This is a genomic window from Bradyrhizobium sp. UFLA03-84, from assembly GCF_002289535.1.
Classification (GTDB): domain Bacteria; phylum Pseudomonadota; class Alphaproteobacteria; order Rhizobiales; family Xanthobacteraceae; genus Bradyrhizobium; species Bradyrhizobium viridifuturi.
In genome coordinates, this window is sequence record NZ_NSJY01000013.1 from 54,598 (window position 1) to 80,978 (window position 26,381).

Below are 26,381 nucleotides of genomic sequence, written 5' to 3' on the forward strand. Positions count from 1 at the left end.
CTTGCCGACGATGATACTCCGTCAGATCATGACGCGCTTCTACGGAATCGCATCATGATCTCATCTCTTTTTGTTTGACCATGGTCTCCGCGCAGACGCTTCGCGCTTGTCGCGGGGGAAACCCGCTTCGCAGTTGGACCGTGCTTAGATCCCCAAAATCTTCCGCGCGTTGGCCTTCAAAACCTTCGGCCGGATCTCCTCGCGAATGTCGAGCTTTGCAAAATCGGCGAGCCAGCGGTCCGGCGTGATGACAGGCCAGTCGGAGCCGAACAGCATCTTGTCCTGCAGGATCGAGTTGATGTAGCGCACCAGGATCGGCGGGAAATATTTCGGCGACCAGCCGGAGAGGTCGATATAGACGTTCGGCTTGTGGGTCGCGACCGACAGCGCCTCTTCCTGCCAGGGGAAGGAGGGATGCGCGAGGATGATCTTGAGGTCGGGAAAATCCGCCGCGACGTCGTCCATGTACATCGGGTTGGAATATTTCAGCCGCATCCCCATGCCGCCCGGCATGCCGGATCCGACGCCGGTCTGGCCGGTATGAAACAGCGCGATCGCGCCGCCGTCATTGATCGCTTCGTAGAGCGGATAGGCCATCCGGTCGTTGGCGTAGAAGCCCTGCATGGTCGGGTGGAATTTGAAGCCGCGAACGCCGTAGTCCTCGATCAGCCTGCGCGCCTCGCGGACGCCGAGCTTGCCCTTGTGCGGGTCGATCGAGACGAACGGGATCAGGACGTCGAGATGATCGGATGCGACCTCGAGCATTTCGAGATTGTTGTAGCGGCGGAAGCCGGTCTCGCGTTCGGCATCGACCGGGAAGATCACCGCGGCGATGTTCTTGGCGCGGTAATAGGCCGCGGTCTCCGGCACGGTCGGCGGATGCTTGTGCGGCGACTTGAAGTAGTCGGCCATCTGCGCCTGGAAGTCGTCATAGCCGTCGTCGCCATGCATGCCGCACGGCTCCTCGGCATGGGTGTGGATGTCGATCGCTGTGACCTTTTCGATGTCGGGCAGTTTGAGCTTGGGCATTCGGCTTCCCCGGCGGCGCGTTTGTTGGTGATGGAAAATAATTATATGATATAACGATTTTCGCAAGCGGTCTGGTTGATGGGCGCGAGGTTGCCGACGGCTCCTGGTTCGGATGGGAAGCATACAGGGATCGGTCCGGGCCCGCGCGCAGGCCCGATTCGCCGGTCTTGCGGCCGCCGTCAGGGTGTGCGGGCGGGACAAGCCGCGGCGCGACAATCGCTGCGGTCGCCGTTTCCGAAGCGATCTCAATGGTATGGACGAGTGGCGGAGGTGGGGTCTAGGCCGGGATAGGGCCGAAAATCGGCCCATCTCGGTTGACATTTAACGGTCCGATGGCTTAGAACCCGGCCGTCCCGCGCGGCAGGCCGCTTGTCGGGATAAATCCCATTTGGCCAACTTTTGGCTAGCCTGGTATGGCTTGCCCGAGTGTTGGCATTGATCAGGTACGGCCTCCAACACGGGCCTTTCGAAGTAACAGGATTGTCCCATGAAGGTCCGTAACTCGCTGAAGTCGCTGCGCGGCCGCCATCGCAACAACCGTCTGGTCCGCCGCAAGGGCCGCGTCTACGTGATCAACAAGGTCCAGCGCCGCTTCAAAGCGCGCCAGGGTTGATTGCACGCGGATCGGCGTGTTGCGCCGGTCCCAGTCCCAATACGTCTCTTTCACAGGTCTTTGATGCCGCGCTGCTTTGCAGTGCGGCTTTGTGCGTCTAGACTTCGGCCATGGGATTAAACTTCTTTGGCCCGACCAACCGCCGGCTGGCGATCCTGATCGCCGCGCTGCTGGCCATGCCTGTCGCCGCCGCCGCGCAGGACGATCCGCGGGTGATCCCGCCGCCGAAAGCTCAGAAGAAGCTACCCGAAGCTCCGACCAAGCTGCCGAAGGTTCCGGCCGACCGTACTCGCGGACTGGATTTCCTGTTCGGCGCCCTGAAGGCTGCGCCCGATGAAGATAGCGCCCGCCACGTCGAGGCGCGGATCTGGGCGCTGTGGCTGCAAACCCCGAGCGATACCGCGGCGTTGCTGATGGTGCGCGCCAAGGCTGCGCTCGACGCCCAGAATGTCGATGTCGCGCTGAAGCTGCTGGACGCGGTGATCAAGCTGCGGCCCGATTATGTCGAGGCCTGGAACCGGCGTGCGACGATCTACTACCTGAAGAACGACTACGTTCGTTCGCTGGGAGATCTGCAGCAGGTGCTGACCCGTGAGCCCCGCCATTTCGGCGCGCTGGCGGGTGTCGGCATGATCATGCAGGACATGGGCGACGACAAGCGCGCGCTGGACGCCTTCCGCAAGGCGCTAGCGGTCGACCCCTACCTCGAGAAGGTGCCGCAGATCGTCAAGCAGCTGACCGAGAAGGTCGAAGGCCGCGACATCTGATTTGCCTACGATTGATCGCGATCGCGGTCCGATGGACGCGAATGGGCACGTTAGCGCGAGCTTGATGCCTGCTCGCGGTACGGTCCGGCGCAGGAGACTAATGCAGGAACTTGCCGCGGGACGCGCTGTCCTGGGCGATGGCAGCATAGAATTGCTGAAGCTCCGCCTCCAGGTGCTCATTCACGAGCAACAACGCCTTCAGGGCGCCGCGCAGGTCGCCATTGCAACTCGCCACGATCTGGTCGATGGCCGCATCGCTAGGGTCGGAAATCATGGTACTCCTCCGATTACTTCCCGTTGAACTCGTCGTGCGGACGCGGGTTCCCGTGAACCTTGTGGATAGGCCAAGAAGCGTTCCGGTAGCGTCCCGGACTGGATGTAGCCTCGCGTCTGATGGCGAAATTGCCACCTTCAATCTATGAAATTACTAATGACGAGGGTATGAACCCGCTATCCACAGGCTGGGCGCATTGTGGACAACTCAGTGCCCGGCGCGGACCCGGAAAATCGGCATTGGCCTTGCGAACCAGAGCGGGCCCGGGCGGGCGCCAAGTCCGGTGCCGTGCGAAACCTGATTTCGGCTACCCCGTAATTTCCAGACCCTTCAACTCCCCAACAGCCTCCGGATCCCCTCGATGTTGACCGCGATCATCGCACTGGCGGCCGCCGGGCTGGCGCTGACCTTGTTGCTGACCTTGGCGACGCAAATCGGCGTGGCGTTGATCCAGCGCGCCTTTCCGCCGCAGGGCCGCATGGTCGATGTGGCCGGCGCGCGGTTGCATGTGGTCGAGCTCGGACCGCGCGATGCCGCGGGGCCGCCCATCGTGATGCTGCATGGCGCAAGCTCAAATCTCCGCGCGATGCAGCCGCTCGGCGAGCGCATTGCCGGGACGCGCCGGGTGATCCTGGTCGACCGGCCGGGGCACGGCTGGAGCACGCGCGAGCGCGTCGCGGATTCGATGCCCGAAATCCAGGGCCGGATGATCGTGGAGGCGCTGAACAAGATCGGCGTCAGCAGCGCGATCGTGGTGGCGCATTCCTGGGCCGGCGCGCTTGCGCTGCGCATGGCGCTCGATCATCCGGAGCGCGTTGCAGGCCTCGTGCTGCTCGCCCCGGTCGCCTATCCCTGGCGAGGTGGCGCCGGCCGCTATAATGATGTGATCTCGACGCCGCTGATCGGGCCGTTGCTTGCACACACGGTCACGCTGCCGCTCGGCTATCTCGTCGCCAATTCAGGCGCGAGCGGTGTGTTCGCGCCGCAGCCGATGCCGGACGATTTCGTCCGCGACAGCGCGACATTGCTGTTGCTGCGCCCGCGCGAATTCACCGCCAATGCGCGCGACCTCGTCACGTTGAAAGCCGCTGTCGTTGAACAGGCGCCGCGCTATGCGGAAATCAAGGCGCCGCTGTCGATCCTGTCGGGCGACGTCGACAAGACGGTCACGACCGGCATCCATTCGCGGCTGCTCGCAGCCACAGTGCCGCACGCAAAGCTCATCGTGCTGCCCGGCGTCGGCCACATGGTGCAGTACGCCGCGTCCGATCTGGTGGCCTCCGGGATCGAGACGATGGCCGACCGGATGACGCGGGACATTGTGACGGCGCAATAGCCGCCGCCTGGTCGCCGCGCGAATGTGATCCGGCAAGACTTGCGCCGCCGTGTGGCGCCGAACATCATGTCACGCGCGGTTTTCCGGTTTCATCAAAGGACGTCTCTCATGCGGATCGACAACATCGCCGACCTCATCGCCGAAACCCTTGCCCAGGCCGGCGTGAAGCGCATCTACGGTGTCGTCGGCGACAGTCTCAACGGCTTGACCGAGGCTCTGCGCAAGCGCGGCACGATCGACTGGCTGCATGTGCGCAACGAAGAGGTGGCAGCGTTCGCCGCCGCCGCCGAATCCCAGATCACGGGCGATCTTGCGGTGTGCGCAGGTTCCTGCGGGCCGGGCAATCTGCATCTCATCAACGGCCTGTTCGACGCGCATCGCAGCCGTACGCCGGTGCTGGCACTGGCGGCGCAGATACCGTCGGCCGAGATCGGCGGCGGCTATTTCCAGGAGACCCATCCGCAGGACCTGTTCCGCGAATGCAGCCATTATTGCGAGCTGGTGTCGGATCCGGCGCAGCTGCCCTACATGCTGGAGAACGCGATCCGCGCCGCGGTCGGCAAGCGCGGCGTCGCGGTGCTGGTGCTGCCGGGCGACGTCGCGATGCGGCCGGCGCCGAAGCGCGACATCGCGCCGAATGCCGGCCTGCTGCCGCCGGTGCCGGTGGTGCGTCCGGCGGATGCCGAGCTGAACGCGCTGGCCGCGCTGCTCAACGGCGCGAAGCGCGTCACGCTGTTCTGCGGCCGCGGCTGCGCTGGGGCGCATGACGGCTTGCTCAAGCTCGCCGAGACGCTGAAGAGTCCGATCGTGCATGCGCTCGGCGGCAAGGAATATGTCGAATACGACAACCCCTACGACGTCGGCATGACCGGCTTCATCGGGTTCTCCTCCGGCTATGCCGCGATGCATGGCTGCGACGTGCTGCTGATGCTCGGCACCGACTTCCCCTACAAGCAGTTCTTCCCGACCGGCATCAGCATCGCCCAGGTCGACCTCCGTCCCGAAAATCTCGGCCGTCGCTGCAAGCTCGATCTCGGCATCGTCGGCGATGTCGGCGAGACCATCGCCGCGCTGTTGCCGAAGCTCACCCCGAAGACCGACCGCAAGTTTCTCGACGCCAGCCTCGCGCATTACAAGGACGCCCGTGCCGGGCTCGACGATCTCGCCCGCGGCAAGCCGGGGCAAAAGCCGATCCATCCGCAATACCTAGCGCGGCTGCTCAGCGAGCAGGCCAGCGAAGATGCGGTGTTCACCGCCGATGTCGGCACGCCGACGATCTGGGCCGCGCGCTATTTGAAGATGAACGGCCGCCGCCGGCTGGTCGGCTCCTGGGTGCACGGCTCGATGGCCAATGCGATGGCGCATGCGATCGGCGCGCAGGCGACGCAACCCACCCGGCAGGTGGTGTCGATGTCCGGCGACGGCGGCTTCGCCATGCTGATGGGCGATCTGATCACGCTGACCCAGGCCAAGCTGCCGGTGAAGGTCGTGATCTTCAATAACAGCGTGCTCGGCTTCGTCGCGCTCGAGATGAAGGCCGCCGGCTTCATCGAGACCGGGGTCGACCTGAAGAATCCGGATTTCGCGGCGATGGCCCGCGCGATGGGTATTCACGGCGTCAGGGTGGAGGATCCCGGCGAGCTCGAGGGCGCGATCCGCAACGTCTTCACGCATGACGGCCCGGCCGTGCTCGACGTCGTGACCGCGACGCAGGAATTGTCGATGCCGCCGACCATTACGCTGGAGCAGGTGAAGGGCTTCAGCCTATGGGTGCTGCGCGCCGTGATGAGCGGCCGCGGCGACGAGGTGGTCGATCTCGCCAAGACCAATCTCCTGCCGCGCTGATCGCCGCGGCGGGCCCTCGAATTTTTCCGGATTGGATCTCGATCGGGCCAGCCGCCGATCGGCACGGCTCGATGATTGGTCGCCGGGCCGTGTCGCGCGTGGTCAACCGATCGTAGATTCTTGCCGCTCAGCCTTGAAATCCGAGACTTGCTGGGCTTTGATACTAAAACTCTAGATTGCAAAGTCATACTAGTCCACTTTGCGGCGCTGTCGTCGGGTCATTTGGGACAGCGGGACATGCCGGCAGCGTCCGAACTGTCGTGATGTGAGCGCAGATCGCGATGCCGATCGGAAAGATGTTCGGGCTCGGTCGCGCCGTGGGGACGGCGTGGGCGATCCGCAACGATCACGTGGTGCCAATTTGCTCGTACCGCGTGAAGCTTTGGGCGCGTGGATTCTTATTGGGGGGTATTGCAATGTTCTACAGGATAGTCGCGTCGATAGGTATCCTAGGTACGTTGGCTGCGTGCACGGGAATTCCCAAGCTGGACGTCGCCGGACCGGTCGCGGTGTCGAAGATCGTCGAGGAGGTCCAGTGCGAGGTCCTGGCCGCGGTGAGAGACCATCCAAGGCTAAGGACCGAGAACTGGGCAGTGTCGGTCAATTTGACATTACAGGTTGACGACAGCGTTGGCCTCACGCCGACAGTTGCGTATGTCGATCCCTCCGCATCGTTTTCCTTTGGCGCGGCGGGTACCTTGAAGGGCGCCCGGCAGCGGATCTACGTCGAAACTCTGGACCTCGAAATAGCGTCAATGAAACCGCGGCCGTCGTGCAAACAACAGCCTGACACTTTCGATCTGTCGGGCAATTTAGGTATCGAAGAAGCTGTCAATCTTGGGCTTGGCTCGATCAAGGAGGGAGATCCAGCGAGGTTCGATAAGGACAAGGCATTCGGACAGACGATCCAGTTCGTTCTCACGAAAAACGTCAGTGGTGTGGGTCCCATGTGGACTCTGACGCATTTCACGGGGCCGGGCGGCTTCTTTGGTGCCGAACGCATAGATACAAATGAGCTTGTGATATCATTCGCGCCGGGCGTCATCGTGAAGAAGCCGGCCGTGGGAGCGGCTCTGCGAGGGCAGCCCAGCTTCGTCGCTGTGCCGGGCGGAGGCGCCTTGCGGGCCCGCGACCTCACGGATCAGTTGATCCTCCGCTCGCTGCCTGCATTCAGACCGGTGAGGTGAAGATCAGCGGACTTCTCGCCTTGAGTGGCCGCCCGTACATCGCGCCGCAAAGTTGGGCGGCGCGATGTTCGGTGATACCGCCGATTACTGCTTCTGCTTGCCGTCCTTGTCGAAGGACGAAATGTAGGCCCAAACGTTCTGGGCCTCGGTCTCGTTCTTGATGCCGGCGAACGCCATCTTGGTGCCGGGGATCTTGGCTTTCGGATCCTTGATGTATTCGAGGAACTGATCCTTGTTCCAGGTGATGCCGGAATTCTTGTTGGCATCGGAATAGTTGTAGTCCGGCGCGGTGCCGGAGTGGCGGCCGTCGAGGCCGTTGAGCTCGGGGCCGACCTTGTTCTTGGCGCCCTCGCCGATCGCGTGACAGGCGAGGCATTTGTTGAACGAGGTCTTGCCGGCGGCGGCATCCTGCGCCAGCGCGGAGGATGCTGTGGCCAGCGATGTGACGACCGCCAGCGCGCTCAAGGTCTTTAGGTTCATGGGGTTCTCTTCGTTTCGTCCCGGGAGGTAGTGATCTTTTGTGGCATGTCCAGCTTGGACAGGACAAGCCACGAAACTTTGACAGGTTTCATGACCGCCCGCTTGTCCGAGAGAGAACTCGCCCTTGCGGCGCGGGGCAATCCGACCTTCGGCCGGGCGACTGAAACAGGTGCAGACGTGATTGATTTGTCGTAACAAATCGGCAAAGGGCAAAAGCCCGCCGAGGGAACACTGATGTCCATCATGATGCCGGCGGCCGACCAGGCCGTGCTTTCACGCCGCGCCGAGATCGTGGCCGCCCTGCGCACCATCGTTCCGGGCGAGGGTGTGATCGATAGCGCCGCCGAGATGCTGGCCTATGAATCCGACGGCCTGACCGCCTATCGGCAGCCGCCGATGGTCGTGGTGCTGCCCGATACCACCGAGCAGGTCGCGAAGGTCCTCAAATACTGCCAGGGGCAGGGCATCAAGGTGGTGCCGCGCGGCTCCGGCACCTCGCTGTCCGGCGGCGCACTGCCGCTCGCCGACGGCGTGCTGCTGGGCCTCGGCAAGTTCAAGCGGATCCGCGAGATTGACTTCGACAACCGTGTCGTTGTCACCGAGCCCGGCGTCACCAACCTCGCGATCAGCCAGGCGGTCGCCCATGCCGGCTTCTACTATGCACCCGATCCGTCGTCGCAGATCGCCTGCTCGATCGGCGGCAACGTCGCGGAGAATTCCGGCGGCGTGCATTGCCTGAAATACGGCATGACCACCAACAACGTGCTGGGCTGCGAGATCGTGCTGATGAACGGCGAGATCCTGCGCATCGGCGGCAAGTCCGCCGAGAATGCCGGCTATGATCTGATGGGCATCATCACCGGCTCGGAGGGCCTGCTCGGCGTCATCACCGAGATCACGGTGCGCATCCTGCAGAAGCCGGAGACGGCGCGTGCGCTGATGGTCGGCTTCGCCGAGGTCGAGGCGGCCGGCGAATGCGTGGCGCGGATCATCGGCGCCGGCATCATCCCGGGCGGCATGGAGATGATGGACAAGCCCGCGATCCACGCTGCGGAGGCCTTCGTTCATGCCGGCTACCCGCTCGACGTCGAGGCGCTGCTGATCATCGAGCTCGACGGCCCCCAGATCGAGGTCGACGAGCTGATCACGCGGGTCGAGATCATTGCCAAGGGCTGCGGCTCCGTGACGCTGCAGATTTCCAATTCGGAAGCCGAGCGCAACCTGTTCTGGGCCGGCCGCAAGGCCGCATTCCCCGCGGTCGGGCGCATCTCGCCGGACTATCTCTGCATGGACGGCACCATCCCGCGCGGCGCGTTGCCGAAGGCGCTGGCGCGGATCCGCGACCTCTCGGAGAAATACGGCCTAGGCGTCGCCAATGTGTTCCACGCCGGCGACGGCAATCTGCACCCCCTGATCCTCTATGATGCCAACAAGCCGGGCGAGATCGAGAAGGCCGAGGCGTTCGGCGCCGACATCCTGCGCTGCTGCGTCGAGCTCGGCGGCGTGCTGACCGGCGAGCACGGCGTCGGCATCGAGAAGCGCGATTTGATGCCGGAGATGTTCACCGAGATCGACCTCAACCAGCAGCAGCGGCTGAAATGCGCCTTCGATGCCGAGGGCCTGCTCAACCCCGGCAAGGTGTTCCCGACGCTGCATCGCTGCGCCGAGCTCGGCCGCGTCCACGTCCACGCCGGCAAGCTGGCGTTCCCGGATATCCCGCGGTTCTAGTACCGTCTCAGCAGGCCGACCGCCGCGCCGCTGTCGCCATATGTCGTGCAGGCTCTTTTCGGGTCTTCGATCAATTCCGCTCGGACGCGCTTGAAGGTCTTTCCGGCCGCTTCGGACACTTCGGGGCGGAATTTATCCGGATCGTAGTCATTGCCGTCGTGGGCCTTGATGGCCGCGTCAAAGGCGTTGATCATTGCCATCGCGGCATCAGGGCTGCCGAGCGCCCTTGCGCCGAGTTGAACGCCGCCGGCGCCATCGGCCTCATAGCCGGTGCAGCGTTGTTCGAGCACGGCAGCCGCAGTGGCGAGCTGTTCGACGAACGTTGCCTCGGCGTCCGTGAGAATTGCAGCACGCGCCTGTCCTGCTACCATCATCGAGAGCAGCGCGACGGCCATCAGTTTGATGTTCACTGGGCGGTTCTCCCTGCGGCGGTCGCGCCGCGACCAAAATCACCGGTCGCCGAACGATACATTTCGACGGATTGTGCTCACCAACCGATAACCTTAACCGATGCTTGCCGCGACGGCCGTCAGGGCCACCGCTGCGCGTCGTGCAGTTTGCGGCCTGCACCATTTACACGGCCTTCAGCTGTTCCCCGGTATTTTCCCAAGATGCATGTCTTCGGGAACACATCGATGCCCAGCCTGGCCGATCAGCTGGCGCTTTCGCGCAATCGGCCCGCAGGTTTCGACTACATGCGGATCGCGCTGGCGACGACGATCATTTGCCTGCACGGTGCGAACGTGACGCTCGGGCTCGGCCGGGCGCTGGAGATCCAGAGCACGCTTCGCATCGGCATCGCGATGATCCTGGCGCTGTTCTTCTCCCTGAGCGGCTTCCTGGTGACGGCGAGCCTGCAGCGCTGCAAGAGCCTGATTTCCTTCCTCGGGCTGCGCGTGCTTCGGATCGGGCCCGCGCTCGCGGTCGAGACCACGCTGTCGGCCATCATCATCGGTTCGGTCTTCACCGAACTGCCGTTGGCGCAGTATGTCGCCGACCCGAAATTCCATGCCTATTTCCTCAATATCGTCGGCGACATCCATTACGAGCTGCCGGGCGTCTTCCTGCACAATCCGCTGCCGGACGTGGTGAATGCCCAGCTTTGGACGGTGCCGTACGAATTGTGGTGCTACGTCGTGCTGGCGCTGCTCGCGGTGACCACGATCTGCTTCAATCGGGTCGCTTACCTTGTGTTCCTGGTGATCGTTCAGGTCGCGCTGGTGAGCTACGACGTCTATCGCTGGGAGGAAGTGCCGATCCAGCTTCGCCCGCATCTTCTGGTGTTCTGCTTCCTTGCCGGCGTCGGCTTCTACCTCTGGCGCGACAAGGTGCCGTTCAACCGCACCATCTGCCTGCTGGCGCTGGTGGCCTGCGCCGCCGGCATGGCGAACGGGCGTGGCGACGCGCTGGCACCGGTGCCGGCCGCCTATGTCGCGTGCTATCTCGGGCTGATGAATCCACGGCGGAGCTGGATCGTGTCGTCAGGCGATTACTCCTACGGGCTCTATCTCTACGGCTTCGTCATCCAGCAATGCGTTGCCTCGTTCGGGCCGCCCGTCCAGCACTGGTACCTGAACATCCTGATCAGCCTGCCGCTCGCCTTCGGTGTCGCCATCGCGTCCTGGCATCTCGTCGAGAAACATGCGCTTCGGCTCCGGGGCCATGTCGAGACGTTCGAGGCCGCGGTGCTGTCGCGGATCGCGATCGTCGGCTTCTGGCGCAGGCCGCCGGAACGGGTCGAACTGCACGCATCCCTCGGCAACAGCAGCGCATCGATCTGATCCGTGCTCGCGGGAAGGATTTGCATCCTCCCCGCGGCGCCACAGCTCACAGCAGCGCGTATTGCGTCCGCTCGCGCTTGGCCAGCAGCGGCAGCGCCTGCTCCGCGATATAGGTCTTGAAATAGGCGCTCTCCGCATGCGCCTTGAACGCCGCTTCGTCCTGGAACAGTTCGTAGAACAGGAACTGCGCCGGATTGTCCTTGCCGCGGCCGATCAGGAACAGCTTGGTGCCGGGGTCCTTCTGCGCCTCGGGCAGGAAGCTGTCGAGGATTGCCGCGACCTTGTCGGCCTGGCCCTCCTTGGCTTCCCACTGCGCCACGACCAGAAGGCCAGATGTGTTGATCGCATCGCTGATGGTTCTCGTGCTCATCGCATAGTGCTTCATTGGTAGTCCTCCGTTGCTTTGCTCCGATCGCGCTTGCGATCCGGCCCAGGGCGAGACACCGGCGATCGTCATGATCGCGGCGAACGAACCGATGGCCGATCGTCGGGTGAGCATCATCGTCGTGGTGGGAAGTTCCGAACGTTGCATGATCGCCTCCAGATGATTTGCGCCAACCGTCGTGCCGGCCAACCGCAAGGCGAGAGATAGTGGATCGCTCTGTGGGCTCGGTTAGGCGGCGATCGAAGTGTCGATGTCGTGAACATTTCGACCATGATCGAAGCGTTGCGGCGGCGCGGCGTGCGACAAATGGATGACTTCGACCGACGCCGGAGCCGGCCATGCAGACCATCGCCCCCGAGCTTGCGGACCTCGCCGCCCTGATCGCCGATCCCGGCCGCGCCGGCATCCTGTCGCGCCTGATGGACGGACGCGCGCAGACTGCGAGCGAGCTGGCGCGGGTCGCGGGCGTGACGCCGCAGACCGCGAGCTGGCATCTGGCGCGGCTGGTCGAGCGTGCGCTGCTCAAGGTCGAGCGGCGCGGTCCGCGGCGCCTCTACCGGCTGGCCACCCCGCTGGTTGCGCAGATGCTCGAGGGGATGATGACGGTTGCGGCGATCGATCCGCATCCGTCACGGCCGCCGCCGTGGATCGACGCGGAAATGCGCCGCGCCCGGACCTGCTACGACCACCTTGCCGGCGAGCTCGGCGTCGCCGTCACCGACGCGATGCGGGAACACGGCCACCTCCGCCTCGACCAGGAAGCCGGCGAGCTGACCACGTCGGGCCGCGCATTTCTCCGTGATCTCGGCATCGACCTGCGATCGCCGGCACGAAGCCGGCGGCTGCTGTGCCGGCCCTGTCTCGACTGGAGCGAGCGGCGTCCGCATCTGGCCGGGCGGGCAGGGGCCGCGGTTGCCGACCTCGCGTTGCAGCGCGACTGGATCCGGCGCCGGCCGCAGGGCCGTTCGGTCGAGATCACGGAGGCCGGGCTCGTCGCATTCAGGGACCTGTTTGGCGCGCGCATTTGATTTCGGGGCCAAATTTCGTTACCGCCTAGCGGGTGGAAACGCTCAAAGTCAGAGACAGCAAGGACGTCGAAGATGTGGTGCGCGCGGCTATCGCCAGCGAGCAGCCGCTTGAGGTCATCGGCCATGGATCGAAGCGCGCCATCGGCCATCCGATGGCGACCAATGCGGTGCTCGACGTCTCGGTCCTGAACGCGGTCACGTCCTACGAGCCGAACGAGCTGATCATCACCGTCGAGGCCGGTGCGCCGCTCGCAGACGTGCAATCCCTGATCGACGCCAAGAACCAGCAATTCGCCTTCGAGCCGATGGATACCTCCGTGCTGCTTGGCAGCGCGGGCGCCGGCACGATCGGCGGCATGATCGGCGCCGGCCTTGCCGGTCCGCGCCGCATCAAGGCCGGTGGCGTCAGGGATCATCTGCTCGGCGCCCACGCCGTGTCCGGGTTCGGCGACAGCTTCAAGACCGGCGGGCGGGTGGTGAAGAACGTCACCGGCTACGACCTCTGCAAGCTGCTGACCGGGTCCTGGGGCACGCTCGCGGTCATGACCGAGGTGACGCTCAAGGTCATGCCGAAGCCGGAAGCGGAACGCACGCTGGTGCTGCGCTCCCTCGACGACGTCACCGCCAACAAGGCGATGACGGCGGCGCTGGGCTCGCCCTTCGACGTCTCGGGCGCGGCGCACCTGCCCGGCTCAGTGCTGCGGTCCGCCACCGGGGCGCTCGCCGGACTCGCGGCCTCCGGCCAGCCGGTCACCCTGGTCCGGCTCGAGGGGATATCGGCATCGGCGGCACACCGGGCCGCGTCGCTGAGCCGGACACTTTCGTCCTATGGAGCGGTCGACAGCCTTGCTGACGACGCCTCGGTTGCGATCTGGAGCGCGCTGCGCGACGTGGCGCCGTTCGCCGCGAACGGTGCGCTCGGGGCCTGGCCGGTGTGGCGCATCGTATGCCCGCCGGCTTCGGGCGGTGCGCTGGGGCAGGCGCTGGCGCGCTCAACCGGCGGCGACGTCATCTATGACTGGGGCGGCGGGCTGATCTGGGCCGCGGTGCCGCCGAGCGCAGACGCGCAGGCATCCCTGGTCCGCGGTCAGGTCGAGGCGATCGGCGGGCACGCCACCCTGATCCGGGCCACCGAGGACGTGCGCCGTGCGGTCGACGTGTTCCAGCCGCAACCGGCCGGGCTTGCCGCGCTCGGCGAGCGGGTGCGGGCGAGCTTCGATCCGCGGTCGGTCCTCAACCGCGGCCGGATGACCAAGACATGATCCGGAAAAGTGCGAAGCGGTTTTCCGGAAAGATCATGTGGAAACAAGACATGATCCGGAAAAGTGCGAAGCGGTTTTCCCTCGCGACAAACGCGGAACGCGTTTGCGCGGAGATCATGCCCAAACAAGGAGCTGAAGCGCGATGACGATTCTACCTCATCTCATCGCGCTTTAGAGGCGGGGCTGCATGAAGACCGAGTTTACCCTGGCGCAGCTTGCCGATCCCGACATCCAGGAAGCCGACAAGATCCTGCGCGCCTGCGTGCATTGCGGCTTCTGCACCGCGACCTGCCCGACCTATGTGCTGCTCGGCGACGAGCTCGATAGCCCGCGCGGCCGCATCTACCTGATCAAGGAGATGCTGGAGAAAGACAAGCCGCCGACGGCTGAGGTGGTCAAGCATATCGACCGCTGCCTGTCGTGCCTCGCCTGCATGACCACCTGTCCGTCGGGCGTGAACTACATGCACCTCGTCGACCAGGCCCGGGTCAGGATCGAGCGCGACTATCAGCGGCCGCTGACCGAGCGGCTGTTGCGGTCGGTGCTCGCTTTCGTGCTGCCGCGTCCCGGCCTGTTCCGGACCAGCATGATCCTGGCCGGGCTCGCCCGGCCGTTCGCAGCTCTGCTTCCGACGCCGTCGGTCGGCGCGGCGAGCCCCGGCCTGCTGCGGCGGATCAAGGCGATGCTGGCGCTCGCGCCGCGCGGCCTGCCGCAGCCGGGACCGGCAGCGGGAACCGTGTTTGCACCGATCGGCCGGCGGCGCGGCAGGGTCGCGCTGCTGCAGGGCTGCGCCCAGCAGGTGCTGGCGCCGCGCATCAATCAGGCCGCCATCAACGTGCTGACCCGGCACGGCGTCGAGGTGGTGCTGGTCAGGGACGAGCAATGCTGCGGCGCGTTGACCCATCACATGGGACAGGACGCCGACGCGCTGTCGCGCGCGCGGGCCAACATCACGGTGTGGCAAAGGGAAGCGGACCAGAACGGGCTGGACGCCATTCTGGTGACGACCTCGGGCTGTGGGACAGTTGTCAAAGACTACGGCTACCTGCTGCGCGAGGACAAAACATTCGCGGAGCCGGCGCAGCGAATCTCGGCGCTGGCGAAGGATATCACCGAGTATCTCGCTGGCCTCGAGCTCGCGCCTTCAACGCAGAAAGGCGACGTCACCGTCGCCTATCACTCGGCGTGTTCGTTGCAGCATGGACAGAAAATCACTCAACTTCCGAAAGAATTGCTTTCCAAGAATGGATTCGTGGTGAAAGATGTGCCTGAGAGCCATTTGTGTTGCGGTTCGGCGGGGACCTACAACATTCTCCAGCCCGACATTGCGAGCAGATTGCGCGATCGCAAGGTCGCCAATATTGCGCTTGTCAAACCGGACATGATTGCCGCGGGCAATATTGGGTGCATGGTTCAGATTGCCGGCGGTACGTCAGTTCCTGTGGTGCACACGATTGAGCTTCTCGATTGGGCGACAGGAGGTCCCCGGCCAGGATTGAATTGATCGACTGCCACTCGAGCATGATCCGGACCTCAGCCTTGCCCTGACGCAACGTCTCTGACGCGCTGTGTCTGAAGCAATGTGAACGACCGGCGCTTCCCTGCCACAGACGCGAAGCGATCGCGCGGCCATCATGCCCGACAAGCGAGGTGGAGGATGCCTCTCCCGAGGCAGCTGCTGTCCGGCAAGCGATCACTTCAATACGCCCGGTGGACTCACATAGCGGCAACAGGAGGACCACGATGGCGAAGTCGAAGAAGGCGAAGAAAAGCAAGAAGGCCAAAAAGGCCAAGAAGGCGGTAGCGGCCAAGAAGAAGTCGGCCAAGAAGGCCGCGAAGAAATCTGCAAAGAAGTCGGCGAAGAAGTCAGCGAAGAAGTCAGCCAAGAAGGCTGCAAAGAAGACTGCCAAGAAAGCCGCAAAGAAGGCTGCTCCCAAGAAGGCCGCGCCCAAGAAGGCTGCGAAGAAAGCTGCCAAGAAGAGCGCTCCGAAGAAGGCCGCCGCGCCGAAGCCGGCTGCCCCGGTCGCAGCTCCCCCGGCGCCCGAGCCTGCGCCGCAGCCGGCCCCGAGCTGGGCCACGCCGAGCCACGAGTCGGCGCCGAGCTGGGGCACCTCCGACGGCGAGCACCACTGACCGAACCTGTACCGGTTCACCTGATCGAAGCCGCAGCGGACGCCGCTGCGGCTTTTTCCGTCTCAGCACACAGCCCGTGGTTTTACGGGCACGGCGATTCGCCTCGGCACTTTCGCACAAGGCCAGTTGTTGCTCGCCGCCCACGTCGGGTGCCCCGCTCCACCGCTACGGGAGCGTCAATCTTGTGGTGCAAATGCAACACCCGTCGACCAACATGCGGCGTAATGGCTAGAACGCCTAAAAAGGCGGCAGCTGCATGTCTTTTTGGCTTCACGGTACCGTGCACGCAATTCAAATTGATCCCACTCGATTTAGTTGCAGTCCGTTATCGCGCGCCCTGGGGGGCCACCGGAGCTGGGCTGTTTGGAAAAGTAGATGGGGATCGTCATGAAGAAACTGGCCTTGTTAGCAACGGCGCTAGCAATGATTTCGAGCTCGGCGATGGCAGCTGACATGGCGGTGAAGGCCGTCAAGGCGCCGCCGCCGGCTCCGTTCGATCCCTGGGACATCGCCTTCGGCGCAGGCATCATGAACGACTACATCTTCCGTGGTGTCACCCAGTCCAACCACAATCCGTCGGTCACCGCCTATTTTGAGCCGCGCTACAACGTCAACAAGGACCTGCAGCTCTACATCGGCACCTCGACCGAAAGCATCTCCTTCGCCAACCGCGCTGCAGCGGAAGTCGACGTCTACGGCGGTATCCGCCCGACCTTCGGCGCCTTCGCCTTCGACATCGGTGTCTGGGGCTACCTGTATCCGGGTGGAACCTGCTACTTCGGCGCCGCCGCCGACACCGCCGGCAACCCGCTCAGCCCGCAGTGCGCCGCCAACTTCCTGCCGAACGGCAACGTGATGAAGAAGGACGTCTCGTTCTTCGAAGTCTACGGCAAGGTGACCTACACCATCAACGACAACTGGGCGTTCACCCTGAACGAGTACTACTCGCCGAACTTCCTCAACACCGGCGCCTGGGGCAACTACTCCTCGATCATCGGCAAGTACACCGCCCCGAGCACTGTGTTCGGCACCAGCGGCGTCGGCATGTATGTGTCGGGTGAGTTCGGTCGGCAGTGGCTCGGCACCTCGGACAGCTTCTACGGCGTTCCGGCGTTCCCGAACGGCATCAAGTACGCCGATTACAACACCTGGAACATCGGCATCGGCTTCACCTACAAGGTGTTCACGCTCGATCTGCGCTACTCCGACACGGATCTGTCGAAGGGCAATTGCAGCGCCTTCACCAGCGACTTCACCGCAGGCGGAACCACCAACGTCACCCCGATCAACCCGCTCGGCACCGGCTCCAACTGGTGCGGCGCGGCCGGCATCGCCAAGCTTTCGGTCGACCTGACGGCGGCATCCAGCCTGAAGTAATTTCCTCTTCCGAGGATCAAAGGGGCGGCAGAGCAATCTGCCGCCCCTTTTGCTTGGACAATTGTGCTGACGACGATTGGCTTGGGGCGGCACTCTGGCTGCACCACTCCCGCTTGCGGGGGAGGTCGGATCGCATCGAACATGCGATCCGGGTGGGAGCTCTCTCCACAATGCGACTGGCGGAGAGAGCCCCCACCCAAATCCTCCCCCGCAAGCGGGAGAGGGGGCTGGGGACAGTCCGAATTGATGGCGCGTAACGGATTCGCAGCCAGATCCGCTCGCCTATGACGCGGGAGCCTCGACCCTGTCGCGCAAGGTGAAGCGCTCGCCGTCGCGGACCAGCGCGACGTTGCGCTGGTGGAAGGCATCGAGCGTCGAGCGATGGCCGATCGACACCACCGTAGTGCCGGGCAGCCTCTCGGCGATGAGTCGGTAGAGCGCGGCTTCCGACGGCTCGTCGAGCGAGGCGGTCGCCTCGTCCAGGAACAGGAATTGCGGTGCATGCAGCAGCGCCCGGGCGATGCCGAGCCGCTGCTGCTCGCCGAGCGACAACATCCGGTTCCAGTGCGCCTCTTCCCCGAGCCGCGCCGCGAGCTGCGGCAGTCCGACGGCGGTGAGGACCTCGCGCACCCGCCCCGCGTCGAATTTCGCAGCCTCACCCGGATAGACCACGGCTTCATGCAGCGACCCGATCGGCAGATAGGGACGCTGCGGCAGCATCATCAGGCTGGCGTTGGCCGGGACATTGATCGCGCCCTTGCCGAACGGCCAGATGCCGGCGATGGCGCGGAACAGCGTCGACTTGCCGGCGCCCGAGGGGCCGGTGACTAGGGTGCGTGCGTTGCCGGGAAGGCTGAAGCCGTCAGCCGCGAGCAGCGGCTTGCCGTCGGGCAGGGTGACCACGAGATCGTCGAGTTCGATGCCGCTGTCGCCGGCGGGCTTGACGCGGATGATGTCCTGCCGCCGTGCGAGCGCGTCGCCGCCGCGGATCGAACTCTCGAAGCCGTCAAGTCGTGCGACCACCGATTGCCATTCGGCCAGCGTCCGGTAGGCCGTGATGAAGAAGGACAGTGAATCCTGCACGCTGCTGAATGCAGACGCGGTCTGCATCATGCCGCCGAGCTGGATCTTGTTGGCGAAATAGGCCGGCGCGATCAGCACGTAGGGGAAGATCACGGCGGCTTGCGAATAGGTCGCGGTGAAGGCGGTCAGCTTCTTGGTTCGCTGCATGATGTCGAGCCAGTTCCCGACCACGAATCCGAAACGATCGAGCAACCGGGTGCGCTCGGCCGGCTCACCCTCGAGCAGCGCGATCTGCTCGGCGTTCTCGCGGGTCCGCACCAGGTTGAAGCGGAAATCGGCCTCGAACCGTTGCTGCCGGAAGTTGAGGTCGACCAGCGGGCGGCCGATCAGATGGGTCAAGGTTGTGCCGAGGATCGCGTAGATCAAGGCGCCCCAGACCAGATAGCCGGGAAACGCGATGTCGTTGCCGAACAGATGCAGCGGCGCCTGATTGGAAAGGCCCCACAGGATCACCACGAAGGACGCAAGCGTGACCACGGAGCTCAACAGTCCGATCCCGAGCGTCAGGGTCTGCTCGACGAAGCGCTGGGTGTCGTCGGCGATACGCTGGTCCGGGTTGTCGGCGGCATCGCCGAGCAACTGCATGCGGTAGTGGTTGGCATCGTGCAGCCAGCCGCCGAGATAACGCGTGGTCATCCAGCGCCGCCAGCGGATCTGCAGCCATTGATTGAGGTAGAGCTGGTAGACTTTCAAGGCGATCCAGAACGCCGCGAGCACGCAGAAATAGCCGATCTGATAGGTGAAGACCGCCTGATCGCGCTCCTGCAGCGCATTGTAGAAAACATTGTTCCAGCGGTTGAACAGCACGGTGAGAAAGACGCTGGCAAGCTCGATGACGATCACCGCGGCCAACAGTCCCCGGCCTGCCCATTTGTCATCGGAGTTGAAGTAGGGCGAGGCGATGCGCCACACCGTCGCGAGCGTCGAGCGAATGTTTTTCACAGATTATCGTCTCCGGGGAAGGGGCCGCAAAGGCCTGAAGAATCGGGACAATCAGAGCGATCCTCGACTAAAGTCGTAGGTCTGGCATGCAAGCGTTGGCTTGTCCCGGCGATCGAGTCAACCCTAGCATGACGACAACGGCGAGGGGCGGGGGACCTTCGATTTTTCGCGAGGATGTGAGCGATCCTTACCGATCGTTCATTCGCGAGCCGGGGCTACAGACTTTTCCGACGGACTCCCGCAATCGCGCCAGCGCGCCTGCCGCACCGATGCCGGCGCGCTGCACAAGAAATGTGGGAAGGATCCCGAGATGAACACCTGGAATCAAATCTACAATCCGCTCGGCAATGCGGGGCTGTCGACGATCGCCGCTGCCGTTCCCGTGGTCACGCTGCTGGTCCTGATCGCGAGCGGCAGGGTGAAGGCGCATATCGCCGCTATCATCGCCGTGATCGTGACCAACCTGATCACCATCTTCGTCTTCACGATGCCGGCCGGCATGTCGATCCGCGCGTCGATCCTTGGCATCGTCACCGGGTTCTTCCCGATCGGCTGGATCGTGCTCAACGTCATCTTCCTCTACCAGGTCACGGTGAGATGCGGGAAGTTCGAGCTGCTCAAGCGCGCGGTCGGTGGCGTCACCGAGGATCGCCGGTTGCAGCTCTTGCTGATCGCGTTCTCGTTCGGCGCCTTCTTCGAGGGCGCGTCGGGGTTCGGCACGCCGGTCGCGATCACTGGCGCGGTGCTGATCGGGCTCGGCTTCTCGCCGCTCGCAGCCTCCGGCCTGTCGCTGATCGCCAACACCGCCCCGGTCGCGTTCGGTGCGCTGGGCACGCCGATCCAGGGCCTCGCCTCGGTCACCGGGCTCGATCCCTACATCCTCGGCGCCATGGTCGGCCGCCAGCTGCCGCTGTTCTCGCTGATCGTGCCGTTCTGGGTGGTGTGGGCGTTCGCGGGCTGGCGCGGCATGAAGGAAGTGTGGCCGGCGATCCTGGTCACCGGCGTGTCGTTTGCGGTCCCGCAATTCGTGATCTCGAACTACATCAATCCCTGGATCGTCGACATCGGCGCCTCGCTGATCTCGATGGGCGCGCTGATCCTGTTCCTGAAGGTCTGGCAGCCGGAGCATCTCTGGCTGTCGCCGAAACTGCGCGGCCGCGATGAATCGGCGGCGACGATGGCCTCCACCCCGCCGCTCGACAAGACGCCGCTGACCCAAAGCGAGTTGTGGAGCGCGCTGCTGCCGTGGATCATCGTCTGCATCCTGATGCTGATCTGGGGCAACGGCGCCTTCAAGGCCTGGGCCAATGCGAACTTCGTCTGGAACTATCCGGTCCCTGACCTCGACAAGCTGATCTTCAAGGTGCCGCCGGTGGTGCCCAAGCCGACGGCGGAAGGCGCGGTGTTCGGCTTCACCTATTTGTCGTTCACCGGCACCGGCTTGCTGATCGCCGCGATCATCTCGGGTCTGTTGATGGGGTTCTCGCCGCTCAAGCTGATCGCCGAATATGGCCGCACCATCCGCCTCTGCGCGATCTCGCTGATCACGATCTCGGCGATGCTGGCGATCGGCACGCTGACCCGGCTGTCCGGCGTCGATGCCACGCTCGGCCTCGCCTTCGCGGCGACCGGCGTGCTCTACCCGTTCTTCGGCACACTGCTTGGCTGGCTCGGCGTGGCGCTGACCGGATCGGACACCTCGTCCAACATCCTGTTCGGCAATCTGCAGAAGATCACCTCCGAGCAGCTCGGCCTGTCGCCGATCCTGATGGCGGCGGCGAACTCGTCGGGCGGCGTGATGGGCAAGATGATCGACGCGCAATCGATCGTGGTCGCCTCGACCGCGACCAACTGGTACGGCCACGAGGGCTCGATCCTGCGCTATGTGTTCCTGCATTCGATCGTGCTGGCATGCTTGGTCGGTCTGTTCGTGACCCTGCAGGCCTATGTCTACCCGTTCACCGCAATGGTCTTGAAATAACGAGGCGAGGCGTCGCCCAAACCAGGATCCCCGCGGGTGCGAGCCCGCGGGGATTTTGCTTTTCAAGCGGTTTTTCTGGCGCGGCCAAGCTGGCCAATCGCAGCCTCGTCCCATAGAAGGGCGGCGTCGCAATTGGTGGGAATGATGTCGATGAAGCGGATTCTGAACGGCGGCGCGGCCGCATTGGTGCTGGCTGTTGCGGCTCTTGCCGGGGTTCCGGCCAAGGCGCAGGAAGGATTCCCGTTCGGCTTCGTGATGACGCTCGATGCCGCGCGCATGCCGGGCTCCAAGCGGATCCCCTCGATCGAGGTCGGTGACAATGGTGAGGTGATCCTCGAGCTGTGGTGCGACGGTGGCAAGGGTCAGTTCTCGGTTGCCGGCAACACCATCGTCTTCGTCCCCGGCGCGATGGAGAACCGCACCTGCACGCCGGACCGTGCGCAAGCCGACAAGGATCTGCTGGGGGCGCTCGGCGACATGACGAGCTGGCGGCGGCAGGGTGATCAGGTCACGTTCATCGGCAGCAAGCAGCTGCGCTTCGTGATCAACAGCAACTGACAGCGTTTTCGAGCGAGGCGGACGCCGGTTCGCGTTCGCGTCAAACAAAGAGCGGCGGCGTTAGCCGGCTGCTCAGGGCGTTGCAACCAATCCGCTTGCGGTAGCGACGATCCAGCGGTTGCCCCAGCGCACGATGGAATCGACCCGCCCGAGGCCCGGGACGACGTCGCCGCGCGCGGCCATCTTGACGCCCTCCGGCCCCTCGAGCACGGCGGTGCCGTCGCGGACCTCGACCACCGACCATCCGGGAATCGTGCTCGGCCGCGTCTCCGGTCCCGTTGAAAGCTGCGGCTTCGATCCGAGCATGGCGGCTTGCGCGCCGAGCGTCGTCGGCGCGGCCCCCAGCACTTGCGGGCGCGGATTGGCGGGGAGGGTCTTCGGAATGCTGCCGGTGACCGATGGCTCGGCATTGGACGCGGTCCGGCGCGGTTCGCTCTTTCGGCTCGGCGGCGCCTCCGCAACGTGCGGGGCCGGCGCGTCCTTCTGGGCCACCGGGAGCGGCGCGGGGCTTGTGAAGTCGTGCCAGTTGGCGCCGCCGGCCCAACCCAGCACGAAGCTTGCGGCGAGCGCGGTGGCAGCCAGCAGCGCGGTGCCGACGCGGTCGGCAAACGGCTCCCGCAGCAACAGGGCGGCGTCGTGATTCTCGTTTGAGACATCCCAGAGGTCCGCCGTCTGCGCCGGCGAATGACCCTCCGTCGCATCTGACGGCCAGATGCTCTCAGGATTGATCGGCTCGCGGTCTTGCATGGCGTGACCTGTGTTCGGTGACGCAAAGGATGATCCTCGAAACTAAATCGAGCCTTAATTTTCGGTGACCGAACTGCGGCGGCACGAAGTCTTTTGGTCGCAGGCCCCGTAAATTGACGGGACGGCGAGGGCGGTCGACAATCGCAACTGCGCCCCAGCACTGCGGCCCAAGATGCAAGCGCCTCGAATCAGCATCGCTCCCGAAGACCCGCGGCAGCCGGAAGTGCGGCGGCTGATCGACCTGTCGGACGCCTACATGCAGGCGCTGTATCCACCCGACAGCAATCACCTCGCCGCCGCCGAGACACTCGCCGCCCCGGACACGGTCTTCCTGGTCGCGCGCCGCGACGGCGAGGCGATCGGGTCGATCGCCTTCCGTCTCATCGCGCCCGGTCATGCCGAGATGAAGCGGATGTTCGTGCGGGCCGATGCGCGCGGCCACGGGCTCGGCCGCCGCCTGCTCGAGGCGCTGGAAGACGCGGCGCGGCGCCGGCAGATCGCGCGTATCAGCCTGGAGACCGGTATCCTTCAGGTGGAGGCGATCGGGCTCTATCGCGCCGCCGGCTATCAGGAATGCCCGCCGTTCGCCGGCTACGCGCCCGATCCGCTCAGCCTGTTCCTGACCAGGCGCCTCTGATCTCGTCGCGCAGTGGTCGTTTCCGGACGTCGTCTCCGCAAACCGGGTCGTTTCGGCGTGCGGGCACGGCTATAGCGGTCGCATGCTCGACTTCGCCGCACAATATGCAGCCTTTCAACGCCGCGACCCGGCCTGGGACGGTGTCGTGTTCGTCGCGGTCAAGACCACGGGCGTGTATTGCCGCCCGGTGTGCCGCGCGCGCACGCCGCTCGCCCGCAATGTGCGCTTCTATGGCAGCGCCGCCTCCGCCGAGCGCGCCGGCTTCCGGCCCTGCCTGCGCTGCCGCCCGGAGGCGGCGCCGTTCTGTCCGGCATGGAAGGGCACCAGGACGACCGTCGAGCGCGCACTGGCGCTGATCGAGGATGGCGCACTCGACCGCGGCAATGTCGACGCATTGGCCGATCGGCTCGGCATCGGCGCGCGGCATCTGTCGCGGCTGTTCGCCGCGCATCTCGATGCCTCGCCGCTCCAGGTCGCGCTCTCGCTGCGCGTGCAGCGCGCCAAGCGGCTGATCGACGGCAGCGATGCTCCGCTGTCTGTGGTGGCGCAGCGCGCCGGCTTCTCGAGCGCGCGGCGCATGAACGCCGCGTTTGCAAAACTATACGGTCGTTCTCCCTTCTCGTTGCGACGAAAACGGCGGCCGGCCGGCACGATGCAGTAGACCTCAACGGAGGCGAGCAAATGGCGAAAAGCTACGGCACTGTCAGTGCGGAAGAGAAGCAGCAGATGAGCGGTCTCGACTTCGTCCAGGGGCTCGCCAGCGGCGCACTGCCGCTCAACACGATCGCGCGGACCCTTGGCTATGACGTCACCGAGGCCGAGCGCGGCCGCGTCGTCGTCACGCTGCTGCCGACCGACGCGCATCTCAATCCGGCCGGCACCGTGCATGGCGGCCTCACCGCGACGCTGCTCGACAGCTGCATGGGGCTTGCCGTGCAGTCGACGCTCGACGCCGGCACCAGCCAGACCACGCTCGAATTCAAGATCTCGCTGCTGCGTCCGATCACGCCGGACACCGGCCCGATCCGCGCCGAGGGCCACGTGCTCAATTGCGGACGCCGCGTCGGCACCGCCGAAGGCAGGGTCACCGACGCGAAGGGACGGCTGCTCGCGCATGGCACGACGACGTGCCTGATCTTTCCGGCTTGATGCGGAATACCTGGATAGACTGAGCCGGAACCGCACCCGGAGATGCGATGCCGGCCAGTAGCGTTGGAGCGTGTTTGATCGACGAAGCGTCGTTCAACCCACGTAGCCACTCTGCTCGGGCAAGCGAATGAGGCCGAGCTGCAGCATGGCGGTGATCGCATCTTCCTGTCCGAGCTCCTCGGCGATCCGTCCGTCCTGCACGCGCAGCACGGTCGTGCCGGCGAACGTCATCTTGCGGCCGGACGCCGCGGGCAGCGAGCCGAGGCGGAAGTCGCTGAACGCGGGTCCGGTGTGGGTGCCGCCGCCTTCCCAACGGCCGACGACGAGGTCGCCTTCCGCGACGAGATCGCCAACGCCCCAGAAGTTGAGATCCGGAAACGCCTCGCGAAACTCGGTCATGAACTTGGTCACCGCGGCGCGGCCCTTCTTCGGTTCGTGCATCGGGTAGTGCACGACAATGTCGGCCGTCGCGAGCTCGTTGATGATGCGCGGATTCCAGGGATTGCCCCAGAATTCCTTGAACCACCGGCCGACGACGTTCTTGTTTTCCTCTGACATCTCTTCGTCTCCATTTGCGCGTTGCCGGTATCGCGACCGGCGCTTTCTCGATGCGCGCATTAGGCAATTTGAGACGTGTGTCGGACCACCCGATTCCGGATCGGATGTGCTGTCAGACCTCAGGAGAAATTCCGCTGTATCGATATGGCGTTTGGCGCTGCTTCCCGAACTCCGTCGAGCAATCGGGAAGCGGGTGGATCAGCGCCACACTGACTTGTCGGCGTCCCAGCGCTGGCCCTTGAACTCCTTGAGCAGCGCGTCGATCGCGCCGTTGTCGTCCCTGGCTTCGCTGCCTTCCTCGTCGCTGCTGGAATCGTCGGACAGATTCAGCTTGGCGCCGGCGCTGTCGTCCGATGTCGAGACGGTGGGGCTCGACACCCACAGCATCAGTTTGTCGGAGCCGCCGGGCTTGTCGGGCGAGACGAGGGCAGTGACCTCGTAGTTCTGGGTGAGGCCGAGCGCAGGGTAGACCGCGCTGGGGCGCTTCAGCACCAGCTTGAGCTTGCCGGTGTTCGCATTCCAGGTCGCGGAGGCCGGTTTTGCGGCAAGCGTCTTCGCCAGCACGCCCGCGATCGCGGTTGCGAGCTTGTCCTTGTTGATCTTGTCGCCGTCGCGCCAGTCGGCGGCGGCGAAGCGGATGGTGCGGTCCATCTCGACCACGCCGCTGGTCCAGCCGGCCGCCGTGACGCCGGGCGCCGCCTTCGCCTTGGCGAGCAGCGCGCCGGCGCGCTCCGGATCGACGGTGAGGTTGATGGTCTGCTCGCCGGAGCGCATCGCATCGCAGGTCACCGACAGGCTGGAGGTGCCGATCTCGACGGCCTCGCCCTTCAGGCTCTTGAGGAAGTCGGATGCCGCATCGAGCTTCACCCGCACGCCGATCGATTCCGGCGAGACGTCGGTGAAGTCCTTCGGCTGCGGCGTGATGCCGTCCTCGGTGGCCTGGTTGTCCTGGAATTCCTTCTCGCTGAGATCGGAATTATCCGTCGAGGCGACCTCGGTCACGGTCTGGCCGATCGTGATCTGGCCGCGGAACTCAAAGCTGTCGCCGGTCTGCTTGCGGTTCAGCTTGATCGTGACCGGCTGCTTGTCGGCGACGCTCTGGGTGCTGCCGGAGAGCGTCTGGCCGTTGACGGTGAGGTTGGCGACGAAGCGATCCTTGCGGTCGGAGCTCCTGTCGGCAGGATAGCAGACATCGAGCACCGCCGCGGTCACGGTCTTACCCTGGCGGGTTTCCTTCAGCACGACGTCGGCATTGCCGTCCATCAGGCCGTCGATCGCGGTGAAATAGCGCGTCTCGGGGCCGCCACCGGCTGCCGGCTTCGTTTGCAGCTTCATCTGGGCGAGAGCAGGCGCCGAGGCGACGGCAAGACCGAGCAGCAGGAGCGGGAGCGCGCGCATACGATAAGTCCTCGAAGGGCAGAATCGGTTCCGTCGTAACTAGCAAACCTCCGCGTCATTGCGCAAAAAAGAAGGCCGCGTGACGGCGGCTGCCGCACCTGGA

General features: G+C 64.7%; 26 protein-coding genes. 17 read left to right on the plus strand and 9 right to left on the minus strand.

Going from position 1 to position 26,381, the window contains the following annotated elements; all coding sequences use genetic code 11:
• Positions 1 to 144: 144 nt before the first annotated feature.
• The gene (locus CK489_RS14255; RefSeq protein ID WP_050628510.1) at positions 145 to 1,029 is read right to left on the minus strand and encodes an amidohydrolase family protein; all 885 of its coding nucleotides are present in this window, start codon (positions 1,027 to 1,029) and stop codon (positions 145 to 147) included.
• A 487-nt stretch (positions 1,030 to 1,516) separates the two neighbouring features.
• Between CK489_RS14255 and ykgO the strand changes: the two genes are divergently transcribed.
• Together ykgO and CK489_RS14265 are read left to right on the plus strand one after the other, a co-directional pair.
• Positions 1,517 to 1,642 (plus strand): type B 50S ribosomal protein L36, encoded by a 126-nt coding sequence (ykgO, locus tag CK489_RS14260; protein ID WP_002718645.1) that lies wholly within the window; start codon positions 1,517 to 1,519, stop codon positions 1,640 to 1,642.
• 110 nt (positions 1,643 to 1,752) lie between these two features.
• On the plus strand, positions 1,753 to 2,409 hold the full coding sequence (locus tag CK489_RS14265; RefSeq protein ID WP_050628511.1) for a tetratricopeptide repeat protein: 657 nt from the start codon (positions 1,753 to 1,755) through the stop codon (positions 2,407 to 2,409).
• A 97-nt stretch (positions 2,410 to 2,506) separates the two neighbouring features.
• Here the strand turns inward: CK489_RS14265 and CK489_RS41720 are convergent, their stop codons facing one another.
• Positions 2,507 to 2,683, minus strand: coding sequence for a hypothetical protein (locus CK489_RS41720; protein ID WP_167350153.1), 177 nt, complete (start codon positions 2,681 to 2,683; stop codon positions 2,507 to 2,509).
• 361 nt (positions 2,684 to 3,044) lie between these two features.
• Between CK489_RS41720 and CK489_RS14270 the strand changes: the two genes are divergently transcribed.
• The 3 genes from CK489_RS14270 to CK489_RS14280 all read left to right on the plus strand — a co-directional run bounded on the left by CK489_RS14270 (position 3,045) and on the right by CK489_RS14280 (position 7,051).
• Positions 3,045 to 4,019, plus strand: coding sequence for an alpha/beta fold hydrolase (locus CK489_RS14270; protein ID WP_050628512.1), 975 nt, complete (start codon positions 3,045 to 3,047; stop codon positions 4,017 to 4,019).
• A gap of 108 nt (positions 4,020 to 4,127) precedes the next feature.
• Entirely contained in the window at positions 4,128 to 5,864 is a 1,737-nt protein-coding gene (gene poxB / locus CK489_RS14275) for a ubiquinone-dependent pyruvate dehydrogenase (protein ID WP_095732707.1), read from the plus strand.
• Positions 5,865 to 6,145: 281 nt separating this feature from the next.
• A complete protein-coding gene (locus tag CK489_RS14280) occupies positions 6,146 to 7,051 on the plus strand; it encodes a hypothetical protein (RefSeq protein WP_095732708.1) in 906 nt (301 codons plus the stop codon).
• A gap of 84 nt (positions 7,052 to 7,135) precedes the next feature.
• Here CK489_RS14280 and cycA read toward each other — a convergent pair whose 3' ends face one another.
• Positions 7,136 to 7,531 carry a cytochrome c-550 CycA gene (cycA, locus tag CK489_RS14285; RefSeq protein WP_050628514.1) on the minus strand — a complete coding sequence of 132 codons (396 nt, stop codon included), beginning with the start codon at positions 7,529 to 7,531 and terminating at the stop codon, positions 7,136 to 7,138.
• A gap of 234 nt (positions 7,532 to 7,765) precedes the next feature.
• Here cycA and CK489_RS14290 point away from each other — a divergent pair, with 234 nt between their 5' ends.
• Complete coding sequence (locus tag CK489_RS14290; protein WP_095732709.1) at positions 7,766 to 9,259, plus strand: FAD-linked oxidase C-terminal domain-containing protein; 1,494 nt, start codon at positions 7,766 to 7,768, stop codon at positions 9,257 to 9,259.
• Here CK489_RS14290 and CK489_RS14295 read toward each other — a convergent pair.
• On the minus strand, positions 9,256 to 9,669 hold the full coding sequence (locus CK489_RS14295) for a hypothetical protein (protein ID WP_050628515.1): 414 nt from the start codon (positions 9,667 to 9,669) through the stop codon (positions 9,256 to 9,258). The genes CK489_RS14290 and CK489_RS14295 overlap by 4 nt on opposite strands.
• Before the next feature lie 225 nt (positions 9,670 to 9,894).
• On the opposite strand from CK489_RS14295, the gene CK489_RS14300 reads away from it, so the two are divergent.
• Positions 9,895 to 11,040, plus strand: coding sequence for an acyltransferase family protein (locus tag CK489_RS14300; protein WP_245350373.1), 1,146 nt, complete (start codon positions 9,895 to 9,897; stop codon positions 11,038 to 11,040).
• 46 nt (positions 11,041 to 11,086) lie between these two features.
• Here CK489_RS14300 and CK489_RS14305 read toward each other — a convergent pair whose 3' ends face one another.
• Positions 11,087 to 11,572 carry a putative quinol monooxygenase gene (locus CK489_RS14305; RefSeq protein WP_245350374.1) on the minus strand — a complete coding sequence of 162 codons (486 nt, stop codon included), beginning with the start codon at positions 11,570 to 11,572 and terminating at the stop codon, positions 11,087 to 11,089.
• 191 nt (positions 11,573 to 11,763) lie between these two features.
• Here CK489_RS14305 and CK489_RS14310 point away from each other — a divergent pair, with 191 nt between their 5' ends.
• From CK489_RS14310 to CK489_RS14330, 5 genes are all read left to right on the plus strand, one after another.
• A complete protein-coding gene (locus CK489_RS14310; RefSeq protein WP_095732711.1) occupies positions 11,764 to 12,453 on the plus strand; it encodes an ArsR/SmtB family transcription factor in 690 nt (229 codons plus the stop codon).
• A 32-nt stretch (positions 12,454 to 12,485) separates the two neighbouring features.
• Positions 12,486 to 13,715: an FAD-binding protein gene (locus CK489_RS14315; RefSeq protein ID WP_095732712.1), complete on the plus strand. Its 1,230-nt coding sequence runs from the start codon at positions 12,486 to 12,488 to the stop codon at positions 13,713 to 13,715.
• Between the two features lie 187 nt (positions 13,716 to 13,902).
• Entirely contained in the window at positions 13,903 to 15,219 is a 1,317-nt protein-coding gene (glcF, locus tag CK489_RS14320) for a glycolate oxidase subunit GlcF (RefSeq protein ID WP_095732713.1), read from the plus strand.
• Positions 15,220 to 15,458: 239 nt separating this feature from the next.
• Positions 15,459 to 15,848 carry a histone gene (locus CK489_RS14325; RefSeq protein WP_095732714.1) on the plus strand — a complete coding sequence of 130 codons (390 nt, stop codon included), beginning with the start codon at positions 15,459 to 15,461 and terminating at the stop codon, positions 15,846 to 15,848.
• A gap of 387 nt (positions 15,849 to 16,235) precedes the next feature.
• Complete coding sequence (locus CK489_RS14330; protein WP_095732715.1) at positions 16,236 to 17,225, plus strand: TorF family putative porin; 990 nt, start codon at positions 16,236 to 16,238, stop codon at positions 17,223 to 17,225.
• A gap of 282 nt (positions 17,226 to 17,507) precedes the next feature.
• Here the strand turns inward: CK489_RS14330 and CK489_RS14335 are convergent, their stop codons facing one another.
• A complete protein-coding gene (locus tag CK489_RS14335) occupies positions 17,508 to 19,250 on the minus strand; it encodes an ABC transporter ATP-binding protein/permease (RefSeq protein WP_095732716.1) in 1,743 nt (580 codons plus the stop codon).
• A 310-nt stretch (positions 19,251 to 19,560) separates the two neighbouring features.
• Between CK489_RS14335 and CK489_RS14340 the strand changes: the two genes are divergently transcribed.
• Positions 19,561 to 21,231 carry an L-lactate permease gene (locus tag CK489_RS14340; RefSeq protein ID WP_050628522.1) on the plus strand — a complete coding sequence of 557 codons (1,671 nt, stop codon included), beginning with the start codon at positions 19,561 to 19,563 and terminating at the stop codon, positions 21,229 to 21,231.
• A 141-nt stretch (positions 21,232 to 21,372) separates the two neighbouring features.
• Positions 21,373 to 21,789, plus strand: a complete 417-nt coding sequence (locus tag CK489_RS14345; protein WP_095732717.1) for an META domain-containing protein — start codon at positions 21,373 to 21,375, stop codon at positions 21,787 to 21,789.
• Positions 21,790 to 21,861: 72 nt separating this feature from the next.
• On the opposite strand, the gene CK489_RS14350 is transcribed toward CK489_RS14345, so the two are convergent.
• Positions 21,862 to 22,536 carry a hypothetical protein gene (locus tag CK489_RS14350; RefSeq protein WP_095732718.1) on the minus strand — a complete coding sequence of 225 codons (675 nt, stop codon included), beginning with the start codon at positions 22,534 to 22,536 and terminating at the stop codon, positions 21,862 to 21,864.
• 172 nt (positions 22,537 to 22,708) lie between these two features.
• Here CK489_RS14350 and CK489_RS14355 point away from each other — a divergent pair, with 172 nt between their 5' ends.
• From CK489_RS14355 to CK489_RS14365, 3 genes are all read left to right on the plus strand, one after another.
• Positions 22,709 to 23,173, plus strand: coding sequence for a GNAT family N-acetyltransferase (locus CK489_RS14355; RefSeq protein WP_050628569.1), 465 nt, complete (start codon positions 22,709 to 22,711; stop codon positions 23,171 to 23,173).
• A gap of 82 nt (positions 23,174 to 23,255) precedes the next feature.
• Positions 23,256 to 23,834 carry a bifunctional transcriptional activator/DNA repair enzyme AdaA gene (locus CK489_RS14360; protein WP_095732719.1) on the plus strand — a complete coding sequence of 193 codons (579 nt, stop codon included), beginning with the start codon at positions 23,256 to 23,258 and terminating at the stop codon, positions 23,832 to 23,834.
• A gap of 20 nt (positions 23,835 to 23,854) precedes the next feature.
• Complete coding sequence (locus CK489_RS14365; RefSeq protein ID WP_095732720.1) at positions 23,855 to 24,322, plus strand: PaaI family thioesterase; 468 nt, start codon at positions 23,855 to 23,857, stop codon at positions 24,320 to 24,322.
• Positions 24,323 to 24,415: 93 nt separating this feature from the next.
• On the opposite strand, the gene CK489_RS14370 is transcribed toward CK489_RS14365, so the two are convergent.
• Positions 24,416 to 24,880: an ester cyclase gene (locus CK489_RS14370; protein WP_050628527.1), complete on the minus strand. Its 465-nt coding sequence runs from the start codon at positions 24,878 to 24,880 to the stop codon at positions 24,416 to 24,418.
• 198 nt (positions 24,881 to 25,078) lie between these two features.
• Positions 25,079 to 26,278 carry a hypothetical protein gene (locus tag CK489_RS14375; RefSeq protein WP_095732721.1) on the minus strand — a complete coding sequence of 400 codons (1,200 nt, stop codon included), beginning with the start codon at positions 26,276 to 26,278 and terminating at the stop codon, positions 25,079 to 25,081.
• Positions 26,279 to 26,381: the final 103 nt, after the last annotated feature.